Below are 12,537 nucleotides of genomic sequence, written 5' to 3' on the forward strand. Positions count from 1 at the left end.
CTCGGACATGCTGATCTGCATTCCCAATGTGCTCGATGCCGCGCAGATCGTCAGTCTGCGCGAGCGGCTGGACCGCGCCAATTCCTGGGTGGATGGCCGCGTCACCGCCGGATATCAGGGCGCTCCGGTAAAATTCAACCAGCAGATCGACGAACTCTCCGACGTGGCGATGGCATGCCAACGGATCGTCGTTTCGGCACTTGAACGTCACCCGACGTTCATCAGCGCCGTGTTGCCGAACGCCATCTATCCGCCGATGTTCAATCGTTACGGTGAGGGCATGAAGTTCGGGGCGCATGTCGACGGTAGCGTGCGCATCAACCCGCAGACCGGGGCCAAGCTGCGTACGGATGTGTCGGCGACGCTGTTTCTTACCAATCCCGACGATTATGACGGCGGCGAACTGCAGATCGAGGATACGTTCGGCCGTCACAGCATCAAGCTCGGTGCCGGCGATATGGTCGTCTATCCGGCGACCAGTCTGCATCAGGTCACGCCGATCACGCGGGGTACGCGCACGGCCTGTTTCTTCTGGGTGCAGAGCCTGATCCGTGAGGACAGCCAGCGTGCGCTGCTTCACGATATGGACAACGCCATCCAGCGCCTCAACCAGACCGATGCCGACGAGATCGCGCGGCGATCGTTGATCGGCTGCTATCACAACCTCGTCAGGCAATGGAGTGAGACCTGATGGGCACCGCCGCCGCTACTGCCCTGGGAAGCAACAAGGTCAACCGTCGACTGACCTTCGTGCGCTGGGTCAGACGTACGCACGGTTGGTTCGGCCTGTGGGGTGCACTGCTCGGGCTAATGTTCGGTTTCAGCGGCATCTGGCTGAACCATCGCGCCACCTTGAAGATGCCGCTGCCTGACCAGCATCAAGCTCAGACTGAACTCGCGCTGCCCGATCCACGTCCGGAGACCATCGACGCCCTGGGCGCCTGGCTCCAGAAGTCGTTCAAACTCGACCGCCCGGCCAACAGCACGCGCATTGAGCGCGCCCGTCTGGTGCCGTGGGCCGAGCGGGGAGCGGGGCAGGGCAGCGACGCTCGGCCACTCATGCAGCCCGAGCGCTGGACCCTGAACTTCGGCGGACCCAACAAGGTCGTGCAGGTCGAATACTGGGTTGGCAACAAGTCGGCGAACGTGCGCACGACGAAGAATGGCTTCGTCGCGACACTGACCAACCTGCATAAGGGCGCAACCATGCCCGTGCCCTGGATCCTGCTGATCGACACCCTGGCCGGCAGCATGATCTTCCTGTCGATCAGCGGCGCCATCCTGTGGTGGGAGACGCATCGTCGCCGGACAGTCGGGATTGCGATCTTCGGCGTAGCCGTTGCCGTCACGATGGCGCTCGCCGTCGGCCCATTGCAGCTCTAGGGGCATGTCGTGACCGCATCGCCCACCTCGACGATTCCGCCATTGGCTGGCGGTCAACCCGGACCTTCTCGCGAACCATTGTCGCTCTGGATGCGCGGCGGCCTGCTGGCATTCGTCATCTTCTTCCATGTCGGCGGCGGCTGGGCGCTGAGCCAGGTCGAGCCGGTCAAGCTGATCGTGGGCGATGTCGCGCCCATGGAAGTGCGCATGGTGTCCGCCGCCGAACCTGCGCCGCCGGAGATCCCCCTGGCCGAAGAGCCTCCACCACCTGAAATTCCGTTGCCGGAGCTGGCGACCGCCATCGAACCGCCGCCTCCCGATTTGCCGCCGCCGGAGTTTCCGGTGGAGGCAAGGCCACCGGAGCCACCGAAACCTCCTGAGAAGCCCAAACCGCCACCGCCCAAGCCGGTGCAGAGGCCGCCCCAGCCAAAGGCGCCGGTCGATACGACCCCGCAGCAGGCCGCCCCGAGAGCGCCGGCTGCGCCGCGGACCGTGCAGGCCTCGCAGCTCGGTTATCTCGTGCCGCCCAATCCGGTCTATCCGGCACGCTCGCGTCGTGCAGGCGAGCAGGGGACGGCCACGGTCCGTGTGCTGGTCGATATCACCGGCCGCCCCAGTCAGGTTTCGTTGCAATCGTCGTCAGGCCATACCGCCCTCGACGAGGCAGCCATCAGCGCCGTACGCGCCTCGCAGTTCCGCCCCTATTCGGAAGGCGGGCTGGCACAGGCGGTATGGGTTCTCGTTCCGATCAGATTCGTGTTGCAGTAGGAGAGCGTCTCATGGGCGATGCATCGAGTTTGGGCTTCGGCCATTTCATCGCGCAGTCGGACCTCGTCGCGAAGGTCCTGCTGGGCGTACTCGCGGTGATGTCTGCAATCTCCTGGTACCTGATCATCTACAAGGGGATCAGCCAGGTTGTGCGCCAGGGGCGCAGCAAGAAGTTCCTCAACTTCTTCTGGAGTGCGACCTCGCTCGAGGCCGTGCAGAACGAACTTACGGTTCATGGCGTGCGCGAGCCGTTCGGCCACCTGACAGCGCATTCGCTGCATGCCCAGGCGCATCATGCCAAGTTCGGCGCCGCCAAGCTCGAAGAGGCCGGCAGCGAGCAGGAGTTCCTGACGCGGACCATCAAGAAGGTTCTCGACGAGGAGACCACGGCGTTGGAGAACGGCCTGACGATGTTGGCGACCATCGGCGCCACCGCGCCGTTCGTCGGCCTGTTCGGCACGGTGTGGGGCGTCTACCACGCGCTGGTCGCCATCGGCATGAGCGGCTCGGGCATGCTCGACAAGGTCGCGGGGCCGGTCGGCGAGGCGCTGATTATGACGGGCATCGGCCTCGCCGTCGCCCTGCCGGCGGTCATGGGCTACAATTGGCTTACCCGCTCCAATCGCGTGCTGACCGCCAAGCTTGACGCTTTCGCCTTCGAGCTGCTGACCTTCCTGTCGATGGGCCGCGCCTTGCAAGCCGGTCGCGCTCGGACGGCCGGCGCGCCGCTCGCGGCCGTAAGCTGAGCGGAGGCGACCATGGCTTTCGGAAGCTTCGAGCGCAAATCCTCCTCTCAGCCCATGGCCGAGATCAACATGGTGCCGTTGATCGACGTCGTGCTGGTGCTGCTGGTGATCTTCATCGTGACAGCGCCACTTCTCACGAACGTCGTTAAGCTGGACTTGCCACGCGCGACGGCCAACGCCGAGCTGCAGAAGCCGGAGAAGATCGAGTTTGCCATCGATGCCCAGGGCGGCTTGTTCTGGAACGGCGAACGGCTGACGCGCGAAGACGCGATTGCACGGTTCACCGAGGCCGGCCAGAAGCGGCCGCAGCCCGAGGTCTACCTGAGGGCGGATCAGACGGTGCCGTATCGCTACGTCGCCCAGACCCTAGCCGACGCCTCCAAGGTTGGCCTGTCGAAAGTGGCCTTCGTCAGCGAGCCCGAACGCTAGCTTCCAATCGGCTACGTGCGCGAGCCTGCGAAGCTCACGGTGGCGACGCCGGCGCCGACCAGAAGGCCGCCGCCGACCTTGTTGACCACACCGATCGCCCGAGGGTTCGAGGCAAAGCGACGGGCGCGCGAAGCGACAAGCGCGTAGCCGAAGGCATTGGCGAAGGCCAAAACCAGGAAGGTGGTCTCGAAGACCAGCATCTGGGTCAGGAAGTCTCCTGTCGGATCGAGGAAGGCGGGCAGGAAGGCCACGAAGAAGGTGATGCTCTTGGGGTTGAGCGCCGTCACCAGCCAAGCGTGCCCCAGCATCTTCACCGCCGATATGGCATCCGTCCGTGGCTGGGCGTCCAGTGTCCCGCCAGCACGCCAGAGCTTGATGCCCAGGTAGACGAGGTAGGCGGCGCCCAGCCATTTCAGGATGGTGAACAAGGTCGCCGACGTGGCGAGCAGGGCGCCCAGTCCCAGCATCGAGAGTGTCATGGCTGTGAAGTCACCCAGGGCGACGCCTACTGCCATCGGCAATGCCGTACGCCAGCCCTGTCCCAGAGCGTAGGACACAACCAGAAGGACGGTCGGTCCCGGAATGACCAGCAGGATGGTCGACGCGGCGGCGAAGGCCGCCCAGCTCTCGAAACTCATGGGCAAAACACTCCACAGATTTCGGCGATCAAGCCATGTATAGATTGAGGCGTCAGCCGGAATTTGGCCTCTTTCCATCGTCAAGATTATCGGCTTACGATCTTGCCGGAGGCCGAATGAACCGTCCTAAGACCCGAGGCTACCATCATGGCGACCTGCGCGAAGCGCTGGTAGCGTCAGGCCGCAAGCTCCTGGAGGAGAAAGGCGTTCGCGGCTTCACGCTGCGTGAATGCGCCCGGCGTGCCGAGGTATCCCATGCAGCACCAGCGCATCATTTCGCCTCGATGGACGACCTTCTGGCGGAGCTCGCGATGCGAGGCTTCAAGGAACTGAGCGCCTCCATGACAACCGAGTCCGAACGGGCCGGCGGTGACGGTACAGCCCAGCTCGTCGGCCTGGGAGTTGGATATATGGCCTTTGCCGCGGCCAATCCCGTCCTCTTCCAGCTGATGTTCAGCCGGGAGGCCAATCGCCTCGAGGTGGCCGAGGGAGCTTCCGAGATCCGCCGCCTGCAGGCTGCCGCCGTCGACGCTGCCCTTCAGTCGGCCGACACGCAGGTCTCGGGCGAGGTCCGTCAGCGCATGAGAGATTTTGCCTGGGCAACGATGCATGGCTTCATCACCCTCGTGCTGGAGGGCGAAATTGGAGGCCGTGATTCGTCGCGTGGCCTGAAGGCGCGCGGCCTCGCGGCTCTCGCCGCCATGGCCGAAACGGTCGTGCGCTCAGGTGGCAGGTAGGGCGATCCGGAACAGCAGCGCCTCGACATTGTCGCCATAGGCCGCGATCTTGGTGAAGCGCTTCACTAGGTAGCCTTCGTTGGCCGTGATGACCCGTTGCGACGGCAGATTGTCCAAATCCGTCGTTAACTCCACGTAGGGCAGACCCTCCTTGGCGACTTCCGGCAGCAGCATCCTGAGTGCCCTGGTCGCGTAGCCGCGCCGGCGCTTCCAGGCCGGAACGGCATAGCCGATATGGCCGAGGCAATGCGCAGGGAGATCTGGTGTCCCGGGTTGCCAGCGAAAACTGATCGAGCCGCAGAAGCCGTCGTCCCACATCCAACGCCGATAGCCTGGAAGTCTGGCCACGAACGTTCCGTCCGGCAAGGCGATCGGGCCACCCTTGGCGTCGCGATCATCGAGCAAGGCGACGAACGCCGCAGCACCTTCCTCGATGAGTTCGAGTTCATCCCGTGCCGTTTCTTCAGGGTTGATATTGTCCGGCGACCAGCCGCGCTTCAGAGCGGCGACATACTCGCCGAGATAGGCCAGGGAGGGGACGACGAGTTGCAAAGGACTTTCCTGCGGACCGAAGCCTTGCTGTAGCATGCTCGCCTATGAGTTCCAGTCCCGTCCTCGCCCTCGACATCGACGGCGTCATTTCGCTCGGCTACCCCGGCGCCCCTCATCCCTGGTACGCGACCCTGAAGGCCGACTGGGGCTTCGATCACGATGAGATGGCGCGGGATTTCTTCCATCGCGATTTCCGGGAGGTCGTTCGCGGCCGTCTGGATCTCTATGTCGCCCTGCACGACTACCTCGAAGCGAAGGGCCTTGCGGATCGCCTGGACGAGTTCGTCGCCTATTGGTTCGAGAAGGATGCCATCATCGACCGCGAGGTGCTGGCCCAGGCCGATGCTTGGCGGAAGCGTACCGGCGGGCGCTGTTTCGCAGCCTCCAACCAGGAGCACCATCGCGTCGCCTACCTGCGCGACCAGGTAGGGCTCGGCGCTCATTTCGACGAGATCATCTATTCGGCGGCCTTGGGGGTCCCGAAGCCCGAACGGGTGTTCTTCACCAACGCCCAGGCCCGGATGGGCGTGACCGTGGCTCAGTCGATTCTGTTCGTCGACGATTCGGCCGCCAACGTCGACGCGGCGCGTGCCTGCGGCTGGCGGGCCATGCTCTATCGCGGCCCGGAAAGTCTCAAACAAGCGTTGGCGAACTGGGGCTGATCGTCGATTCCATGTTAGAGGTTTGGCCATGCTGATGTTCGACATACCCTTCGGGACGACCGAATGGGACGGCGTGGAGCGCACGGAACACCCCGGCGAAACCGGCAAGGCGTTCTGGCGCACGCGAAACTTCAACAACATCCGTGTGCGCATGGTCGAATACACACCGGGCTATCTCGCGGACCATTGGTGCCAGAAGGGCCATGTCCTGCTGGTGCTCGAAGGCGAGCTGTCGACCGAACTGGCGGATGGGCGGACTGTCGTCCTGAAAGCCGGCCAGAGCTACCAGGTGGCCGATGGCACGCTTGCCCACCGTTCGCGCACCGACAAGGGCGCCAAACTTTTCATAGTGGACTGACATGACGGACATGATCGGATTCATCGGCGTCGGCACCATGGGAGAGCCGATGTGCCGCAACCTGGCGCGCAAGAGCGGCATGACGGTCCTGGCGGCCGATCGCGACGAAGCACCTTTGAAACGGCTGGCTGCCGACGGCGTGAAGGCGGCCTCGGTCGACGAGATCGCCGAGAGCTGCCGCACGATCTTCCTGTCGCTGCCGGGGGGCAAGGAAGTGGAGGAGATCTGTCTCGGCCCGAACGGGCTCACGACCAAGGCAAAGCTCGGCTGGACCGTTGTCGACCTCAGCACGGCGCCGCCCCGTCTGGCGCGGCGGCTCTATGCCGAGTTCGAGGGCAGGGCAGCGGCCTTCGCCGACGCGCCCGTCGCCCGCACGCGGCAAGCCGCCATCGACGGCACGCTGTCGATCATGGTGGGGGCGACATCGCCAACCTTCGGGCGCATCGAGCCGTTGCTGCGCCACATGGCAAGCGAGGTCACGCATTGCGGCGAGGCGGGTGCCGGGCAGACGGTCAAGATCCTGAACAATATGATCCTGTTCCAGACCGTCGTGGCGCTGGGCGAGGCCCTGTCTATCGCGCGGGCTAACGATGTCGATGGCAAGGTCCTGTTCGAGACCCTGACCAAAGGCTCGGCGGACTCCTTCGCGCTGCGCAATCACGGCATGAAGGCGATGCTGCCGGGCGTGTTCCCCGAGCGTGCCTTCTCGACGAAGTACGCGCTCAAGGACCTGAGTTACGCCATCGAAATGGCGGATGAGACCGGCGTGCCGGCGTTGGGCGCCGACGTCGCTCGCGAATTGATGGAGCGTGCCGTGGAACTGGGCCATGGCGAGGAGTACTGGCCCGTCCTGCTGCGCTCCATCGAAGACGCTGCCGGCAAAGGCTAAGCCCCGAAGCCGCCGTCGATTGTCTGCATCGAGCCGGTGATCATCGCGCCGTATGGGCCAGCGAGATAAGCCGTCAGTTCCGCAACCTCGTCGGCGCGGATATGGCGCTTCACCGCCATGAAGCTGTGCATGAGACCCGCCATCGGTCCGTTGGCCGGATTCATGTCGCTGTCGGTCGGGCCAGGCTGCACGCTGTTGACCGTGATGCCGCGGTCGCCGAAATCGCGGGCGAGGCCGCGCACCATTCCCTGGACGGCGGATTTGGTAAGGGCATAGGCAGCTCCACCTGCAAAGGGCATGCGGTCGCCGTTGACCGAACCGATCACGATGATGCGGCCGTCGCGGTTCATCTTCCGCGCGGCTTCGACTGCTGCGTGGTAGGGGGCACGTACATTGACGTCGATGAGACGGTCGACCGCATCCGGCTCGATGGTGAGCGGGTCTCCCAAAATAGCTATGCCGGCATTGACGACCAGTACATCGAGCGCGCCACGGCCGGCGACGGTGGCTGTCAGCGCCTTGCGATCGGCGCTGTCGGTCAGGATGGCCTCCGCTCCCGTCTCCTTGGCCAATGCCTCGGCAGCGTCCTTGGAGCCGGCATAGGTGAACGCGACCCTGCCACTGCCTGCCGCGAAGCGGCGAACGATCGCGGCGCCGATGCCGCGGCTGCCGCCCAGGATCAGAATGTTCTTGCCGGAAAAATCGGCCATGTCGGCCTCCTTGTATTATTTAGTGGTCGCTATATATTAATCCAGCGACCGGCACGCAAGGATTATTTTTAGTGACCGCTACAAAAAAAGCCCAGCCACGCGGGAGGCCTCGCTCTTTCGACATAGACGAAGCAGTCGACAGGGCCGTGAAGCTGTTCCACAGGCGCGGCTACGACGCGGTCGGCGTCGCCGAGCTTGGGAGCGAACTCGGTATCAAGCCGCCCAGCTTCTACGCCGCCTTCGGCAGCAAGGCTGGTCTCTTCGAGCAGGCTCTCGAGCGTTACACGGCAAGCAAGGCCAATGTCTTCAACAACGCACTCCTCGAAGGCGGGTCCGTGGCGGAGGTGATCGAGCGGACATTGCTCGAAGCAGCCCGGATTTACCCGGAGCGGGACGGCACGGCGGGCTGTCTGGTGATAGACGGCGCGCGCAACAGTACCGATCCGGAGGCTCGTGCTCTGGTAGCGGCCCTGAAAGTGGCCGGCCGCGCCCGCATCCGCGATTTCATCGCGACGGAGTTTCCCACACGGGCCGACGAACTCGCGGACCTGCTGGTGATTGCCCTCGCAGGCATGTCGTCGGCGGCACGTGATGGCGCCAAGGCCTCGACACTCAAGGCCTTCGCGGAAGCGGCGAGTCGGGCCTTTCGTCACGAAGCGGCGCGGGCATAGCCTTTCTCGCGCATGCACGTGTCGGCGAGGCGGCTTTCTTCCTGCGATTTGACCGCCTCGAAGCGCTGCTGCCATTCGAGATAGCTCGGCTGACGTCCGCCCCAGCCCGGTGGATAGGGGAAGGGGAAACTGAAGACGTAGCGCCGGTCCGCTTCCTCTTTGGCGACCTGCTTGCACTGCGCCCAATCGGCGGCGGTCGCGGTACTGCCGGTACCGGCCCTTTGCCACGAGCCGGGCGGTCCGCAGGCTGTGGCGCACAGGACCGTCACAAGGCTCAATGTTGCTCGGGCGAGATGCAAATTTTGGCACGCTCCTTGGCTCGATTGCTGGTGCTATGGTCGGCCCCGACAGAATTCATGTGAAGGGGAGAAGAGCGCAATGGCGCGGATTGCAGTGGGCGGTTTTCAGCACGAGACCAATACGTTCGCGCCGCAGCAGGCCACCTGGGAGGAGTTTGTCCGCGCCGACGCCTGGCCGCCGTTGTTGCGCGGGCAGGAAATGATCGCAGGCGTCGAAGGCTACAACATTCCGATTGCAGGTGCGGTCAAGAAGCTCGCGGAGCTTGGCCACGAGATCGTGCCGCTGGCCTGGGCAGCGGCGGCGCCGGCCTCCTACGTCACCAAGGATGCCTACGAGCGGATGTGGAAGCTGTTCGACGAAGATCTGCGCAAGCATGGTCCGTTCGACGCGGTCTACCTCGACCTGCATGGCGCAATGGTCGCCGAGAACACAGAGGACGGCGAAGGCGAGTTGCTGCGGCGCATCCGCGGCATCGTCGGCAACGAACTGCCGATCGTGGCGAGTCTCGACTATCACGCCAACCTGACGCCGGAGATGGCGAAGCTGGCCACCGCTCTGGTCGGCTATCGGACCTATCCGCATATCGACATGGCGGTGACAGGCAGCCGCGCCATCGAGCTGCTGGATAAGCTTCTGAAGGAGAAGCGGCCGGTCTATCGCGCTTACCGCCAGCTCGACTTCCTGATCCCGTTGGTCTGGCAGTGCACCTTCATCGAGCCGGCCAAAGGCATCTTCGATCTCGTGGGCGAGCTTGAAGCCGGCGAGAAGAGCCACAACCAGGGCATCGTCAGCGTTACCCATACGCCGGGATTCCCGCCCGCCGACATCGCCCAGTGCGGCCCCGCGCTCGTGGTCTACGGCCACGACAAGGAAGCTGTCGAAGCGGCGGCCGACAAACTGGCGGCAACCGTAAAGGCGCACGAAAAGGCCTTCGACGGCGAGCTGCTGGATCCAGACCAAGCGGCGCTTCGTGCCATCGAGCTGTCGAAGGGCGCGAAGAAGCCCATCGTGCTGGCGGACGTACAGGACAATCCCGGCGCCGGGGGAACGTCGGATACCGTTGGCCTGCTGGCGGCCCTTATGCGCCACAAGGCAGAGGGCGCGGTGATCGGCATGATCGTCGACGAGGAGGCCGCCAAGGCTGCGGCCGAGGCTGGTGAAGGCAATATCATGCGACGCGGCATCGGCGCCGTCGTGGGATATGGCGGCGAAACGCCGGTCGAGGCCGACTGGCGCGTGGTCAAGGTCGGCGACGGCAAGTTCACGGGCACGGGTCCGTTCTATGGCGGCGCCAAGTTCCAGATCGGGCCGATGGCGCTGGTCACAGACGAGGCGAGCGGCGTTTCGGCCGTGCTGGCGGCCAAGCGCGTGCAGGCGGCCGACCAGGAGATGTTCCGCCATGTCGGCGTCGAGCCGTCGAAGGTGCCGATCCTCGGCCTCAAGTCGACGGTCCATTTCCGGGCCGACTTCCAGCCGATCGCGGAGACCATCCTCGTCGTGCGGTCGACCGGCGCGCACATCACCGATCCGGTCGATATGCCCTACAAGTACCTGCGCAAGGGCATCAAGCTCCGGCCGATGGGGCCGGTCTGGAACGGCGCCTAGCCGTCGCGGAAGGCAGGCCGCAGCGCCCACACCATCGGCACGGTGGTGAGAGCGACGCAGGCGACGGCAACGAGAGCCGTCGCCAGGCCCACGACGTCACCCAGCAGGCCGAACAGCAATGGGCCGGTGGCGCCGGCCACCGAACCGCCGGTGTAGAAGATCGCGAAGGCGCGCGTGCGCTTTTCAGGGCTCACGAACTCCGGAACGGTGCCGTAGAGCACAGAGGACGTGCCGTTCAGCATCAGGCCGACGGCCGGTAGCAGGATCAGCGCGATATCCAGCGACAGGGGCAGAAGCGCGAGAACCAAGAGCGTCGTCGCGACTTCCGTGAGCACGACCGAGGGGACGACGCCCAGCCGCAGGCCGACCCAGCCCATCACCAGCTTGCCCGCCGCGCCGCCGGCGAAGAGCAGCGACAGACCGAGGCCGATCGTCGGCAGGTCCGCGCCTTTGTCGCGCAGCAGGAAGGGCAGGAAGATGAGGAAGCCGGTGCGCACGAGGTCGTCGGCGATGTGGATCGAGAACAGGAGCCAGTAGGCCCACGGCCGGTTCTGGCCGGCGACTACTTTGGAGAGTTCGGCTTTGCCGTGCAGGACGATCGGCTTCAGCGAGGCGATGATGACGCCAGCGCCGAGAACGGCGAGGGCAGCCATCACGACCATAGCCTGTTGCCAGCCGAGCGACGCGGCGACCATGGCGAACAGCGCAGGGAGCAGGACCTTGCCGACATCTCCCGTGAAATTGTAGGTGCCGAGTGCCGTGCGCGACTGCTGGCCGTGATACATGGCGGCAACCAGGCTCGACGCGATCGGGTGCTGCGTGCTGCCGCCAATGCCTGCCAGCAGCAATCCCGCGATCACACCGTAGAGCGAACCCGAAAGGCCGGCGACGCCGTAACCGACGGCGATCAGCGCTGTCCCGAGTGCTAAAACTCGCACGCCACCGAAACGCTCTGCCAGCATGCCGGAGGGAATCTGCCCGGTCGCCATGGCGCCGGAATAGACGGTCTTCAGGGCGCCGATGGCGGCATAGCTCAGGCCGAACTGCGCCTGCAGCAGCGGATAGAGGACGTTCAGAAGGTCGGTGAAACCATCGTGGAGAGCATGCGCTCCACCGCAGACGGTGAGCGTCCTGCGGGCGGTCGGCGAGGAAGAGACGGCGACTGTCATCTCGCCGTCACAATACTAGCGCCCCGGGATACGGTCGAACCAAAAGGCGACTTGTTGCTGGAAGTCGTCTTCGGCGTAGGCGGTGTCGGTGATGACCGAAGGCTTGCCGTTGCGCGGATAGCGCACGCTCTGCAGACGGGCAAAGCGCGTGTCGCTCAGGTGAAGGATCAGCATGTCGCCCTGACGGCGGTGGAAGACGAACTCGTGGATCTTCCGGATGTTCACCAGGCTGACGACGTAGCGTCCGTCGCGGCCGTCGGCGGCGAGCTGGCGCACCGGGATGTCGCGGCCCTCGTTGGTGATGCCCATCAGCGCCAGAGCCTCGGGCGCCATCATGTTGTCGGTGCCGGTGTTCTGGATCAGCCGCACCAGCCGATCGCCGCGCGGCGACAGCGTATTCGATTTGCGGCGACCGAAGAGGTTCTGGTCGCAGGCGCCGAGCGGCAGGAGCAGGCCGGCACCGAGAAGGGCACGTCGCGAAAAACCAGCACTGCAGGTCAAACTCAGTCCTTCCCGATCTTGTCCATATCGACGATGACGGGCGCGATCTCTTCGAGAGCGCCGTCGCGGATCGCCCGGAAAAAGCAATTGTGCCGCCCTGTGTGGCAGGCAACGCCGGTCTGCTCGACCAGCACGAGGAGCGTGTCGCCGTCGCAATCGACGCGGAGGTCGACGAGCGTCTGGACGTGGCCCGACGTGTCGCCCTTGCGCCACGGAGCGCGGCGCGAGCGCGACCAGTAACACGCGCGGCCCGTGCGCATGGTTTCGGCCACGGCGTCGCGGTCCATCCAGGCCATCATCAGCACTTCGCCGCTGTCATGCTGCTGCGCGATGGCCGGAACGAGGCCTTGTGCATCGAATTTGATGGCGGCCAGCGCCGCGTCGATCTCGGCTTGTGCGTAGGTGGTGGACATGGCGAG

At 64.8% G+C, this 12,537-nt stretch carries 18 protein-coding genes; 11 read left to right on the plus strand and 7 right to left on the minus strand.

Going from position 1 to position 12,537, the window contains the following annotated elements:
- Positions 1-7 precede the first annotated feature (7 nt).
- The 5 genes from BN60_RS10025 to BN60_RS10045 are packed head-to-tail and all read left to right on the plus strand — an operon-like array spanning position 8 to position 3,326.
- Positions 8-691, plus strand: coding sequence for a Fe2+-dependent dioxygenase (locus BN60_RS10025; RefSeq protein ID WP_020695905.1), 684 nt, complete (start codon positions 8-10; stop codon positions 689-691).
- Positions 691-1,383: a PepSY-associated TM helix domain-containing protein gene (locus BN60_RS10030; protein ID WP_020695906.1), complete on the plus strand. Its 693-nt coding sequence runs from the start codon at positions 691-693 to the stop codon at positions 1,381-1,383. Before BN60_RS10025 ends, BN60_RS10030 begins: the two co-directional genes overlap by 1 nt.
- A 9-nt stretch (positions 1,384-1,392) precedes the next feature.
- Complete coding sequence (locus BN60_RS10035) at positions 1,393-2,151, plus strand: energy transducer TonB (RefSeq protein ID WP_148283370.1); 759 nt, start codon at positions 1,393-1,395, stop codon at positions 2,149-2,151.
- A gap of 11 nt (positions 2,152-2,162) precedes the next feature.
- Positions 2,163-2,897 carry a MotA/TolQ/ExbB proton channel family protein gene (locus tag BN60_RS10040; protein WP_020695908.1) on the plus strand — a complete coding sequence of 245 codons (735 nt, stop codon included), beginning with the start codon at positions 2,163-2,165 and terminating at the stop codon, positions 2,895-2,897.
- A 12-nt stretch (positions 2,898-2,909) separates the two neighbouring features.
- Positions 2,910-3,326, plus strand: a complete 417-nt coding sequence (locus tag BN60_RS10045; protein WP_020695909.1) for an ExbD/TolR family protein — start codon at positions 2,910-2,912, stop codon at positions 3,324-3,326.
- Between the two features lie 11 nt (positions 3,327-3,337).
- On the opposite strand, the gene BN60_RS10050 is transcribed toward BN60_RS10045, so the two are convergent.
- On the minus strand, positions 3,338-3,964 hold the full coding sequence (locus BN60_RS10050) for a LysE family translocator (RefSeq protein ID WP_020695910.1): 627 nt from the start codon (positions 3,962-3,964) through the stop codon (positions 3,338-3,340).
- A gap of 116 nt (positions 3,965-4,080) precedes the next feature.
- Here BN60_RS10050 and BN60_RS28775 point away from each other — a divergent pair, with 116 nt between their 5' ends.
- Positions 4,081-4,701: a TetR/AcrR family transcriptional regulator gene (locus BN60_RS28775; RefSeq protein ID WP_020695911.1), complete on the plus strand. Its 621-nt coding sequence runs from the start codon at positions 4,081-4,083 to the stop codon at positions 4,699-4,701.
- Here BN60_RS28775 and BN60_RS10060 read toward each other — a convergent pair.
- Complete coding sequence (locus BN60_RS10060) at positions 4,687-5,253, minus strand: GNAT family N-acetyltransferase (protein WP_020695912.1); 567 nt, start codon at positions 5,251-5,253, stop codon at positions 4,687-4,689. The genes BN60_RS28775 and BN60_RS10060 overlap by 15 nt on opposite strands.
- A gap of 44 nt (positions 5,254-5,297) precedes the next feature.
- Between BN60_RS10060 and BN60_RS10065 the strand changes: the two genes are divergently transcribed.
- Genes BN60_RS10065 through BN60_RS10075 form a run of 3 tightly spaced genes read left to right on the plus strand, consistent with a single transcriptional unit; the run spans position 5,298 to position 7,162 of the window.
- Positions 5,298-5,915 (plus strand): HAD-IA family hydrolase, encoded by a 618-nt coding sequence (locus BN60_RS10065; RefSeq protein WP_020695913.1) that lies wholly within the window; start codon positions 5,298-5,300, stop codon positions 5,913-5,915.
- 28 nt (positions 5,916-5,943) lie between these two features.
- The gene (locus tag BN60_RS10070) at positions 5,944-6,273 is read left to right on the plus strand and encodes a DHCW motif cupin fold protein (RefSeq protein WP_020695914.1); all 330 of its coding nucleotides are present in this window, start codon (positions 5,944-5,946) and stop codon (positions 6,271-6,273) included.
- Position 6,274: 1 nt separating this feature from the next.
- Positions 6,275-7,162: an NAD(P)-dependent oxidoreductase gene (locus tag BN60_RS10075; RefSeq protein WP_020695915.1), complete on the plus strand. Its 888-nt coding sequence runs from the start codon at positions 6,275-6,277 to the stop codon at positions 7,160-7,162.
- Here the strand turns inward: BN60_RS10075 and bdcA are convergent.
- A complete protein-coding gene (bdcA, locus tag BN60_RS10080) occupies positions 7,159-7,872 on the minus strand; it encodes an SDR family oxidoreductase (RefSeq protein WP_020695916.1) in 714 nt (237 codons plus the stop codon). The two genes, BN60_RS10075 and bdcA, sit on opposite strands and share 4 nt — an antisense overlap.
- A gap of 146 nt (positions 7,873-8,018) precedes the next feature.
- Here bdcA and BN60_RS10085 point away from each other — a divergent pair, with 146 nt between their 5' ends.
- The gene (locus tag BN60_RS10085) at positions 8,019-8,543 is read left to right on the plus strand and encodes a TetR/AcrR family transcriptional regulator (protein WP_020695917.1); all 525 of its coding nucleotides are present in this window, start codon (positions 8,019-8,021) and stop codon (positions 8,541-8,543) included.
- Here BN60_RS10085 and BN60_RS10090 read toward each other — a convergent pair.
- Entirely contained in the window at positions 8,522-8,821 is a 300-nt protein-coding gene (locus BN60_RS10090) for a hypothetical protein (RefSeq protein ID WP_020695918.1), read from the minus strand. The two genes, BN60_RS10085 and BN60_RS10090, sit on opposite strands and share 22 nt — an antisense overlap.
- A gap of 100 nt (positions 8,822-8,921) precedes the next feature.
- On the opposite strand from BN60_RS10090, the gene BN60_RS10095 reads away from it, so the two are divergent.
- Entirely contained in the window at positions 8,922-10,448 is a 1,527-nt protein-coding gene (locus BN60_RS10095) for a M81 family metallopeptidase (RefSeq protein ID WP_020695919.1), read from the plus strand.
- Here the strand turns inward: BN60_RS10095 and BN60_RS10100 are convergent.
- The 3 genes from BN60_RS10100 to hisI are packed head-to-tail and all read right to left on the minus strand — an operon-like array spanning position 10,445 to position 12,531.
- The gene (locus tag BN60_RS10100; RefSeq protein WP_020695920.1) at positions 10,445-11,617 is read right to left on the minus strand and encodes an MFS transporter; all 1,173 of its coding nucleotides are present in this window, start codon (positions 11,615-11,617) and stop codon (positions 10,445-10,447) included. The genes BN60_RS10095 and BN60_RS10100 overlap by 4 nt on opposite strands.
- 15 nt (positions 11,618-11,632) lie before the next feature.
- Complete coding sequence (locus BN60_RS10105; RefSeq protein WP_020695921.1) at positions 11,633-12,118, minus strand: hypothetical protein; 486 nt, start codon at positions 12,116-12,118, stop codon at positions 11,633-11,635.
- Positions 12,119-12,120: 2 nt separating this feature from the next.
- The gene (hisI, locus tag BN60_RS10110) at positions 12,121-12,531 is read right to left on the minus strand and encodes a phosphoribosyl-AMP cyclohydrolase (protein WP_020695922.1); all 411 of its coding nucleotides are present in this window, start codon (positions 12,529-12,531) and stop codon (positions 12,121-12,123) included.
- Positions 12,532-12,537 lie beyond the last annotated feature (6 nt).

The organism is Reyranella massiliensis 521, assembly GCF_000312425.1.
Lineage (GTDB): Bacteria > Pseudomonadota > Alphaproteobacteria > Reyranellales > Reyranellaceae > Reyranella > Reyranella massiliensis.

Excerpts from the sequence above, each read along its gene's own strand:
- BN60_RS10030 (WP_020695906.1), top strand. The coding sequence starts at position 691 with ATGGGCACCGCCGCCGCTACTGCCCTGGGAAGCAACAAGGTCAACCGT.
- BN60_RS10100 (WP_020695920.1), bottom strand. The coding sequence starts at position 11,617 with ATGACAGTCGCCGTCTCTTCCTCGCCGACCGCCCGCAGGACGCTCACC.
- bdcA (WP_020695916.1), bottom strand. The coding sequence starts at position 7,872 with ATGGCCGATTTTTCCGGCAAGAACATTCTGATCCTGGGCGGCAGCCGC.
- BN60_RS10025 (WP_020695905.1), top strand. The coding sequence starts at position 8 with ATGCTGATCTGCATTCCCAATGTGCTCGATGCCGCGCAGATCGTCAGT.
- BN60_RS10075 (WP_020695915.1), top strand. The coding sequence starts at position 6,275 with ATGACGGACATGATCGGATTCATCGGCGTCGGCACCATGGGAGAGCCG.
- BN60_RS10070 (WP_020695914.1), top strand. The coding sequence starts at position 5,944 with ATGCTGATGTTCGACATACCCTTCGGGACGACCGAATGGGACGGCGTG.
- BN60_RS10045 (WP_020695909.1), top strand. The coding sequence starts at position 2,910 with ATGGCTTTCGGAAGCTTCGAGCGCAAATCCTCCTCTCAGCCCATGGCC.
- BN60_RS10050 (WP_020695910.1), bottom strand. The coding sequence starts at position 3,964 with ATGAGTTTCGAGAGCTGGGCGGCCTTCGCCGCCGCGTCGACCATCCTG.
- BN60_RS28775 (WP_020695911.1), top strand. The coding sequence starts at position 4,081 with ATGAACCGTCCTAAGACCCGAGGCTACCATCATGGCGACCTGCGCGAA.
- hisI (WP_020695922.1), bottom strand. The coding sequence starts at position 12,531 with ATGTCCACCACCTACGCACAAGCCGAGATCGACGCGGCGCTGGCCGCC.
- BN60_RS10040 (WP_020695908.1), top strand. The coding sequence starts at position 2,163 with ATGGGCGATGCATCGAGTTTGGGCTTCGGCCATTTCATCGCGCAGTCG.
- BN60_RS10065 (WP_020695913.1), top strand. The coding sequence starts at position 5,298 with ATGAGTTCCAGTCCCGTCCTCGCCCTCGACATCGACGGCGTCATTTCG.
- BN60_RS10095 (WP_020695919.1), top strand. The coding sequence starts at position 8,922 with ATGGCGCGGATTGCAGTGGGCGGTTTTCAGCACGAGACCAATACGTTC.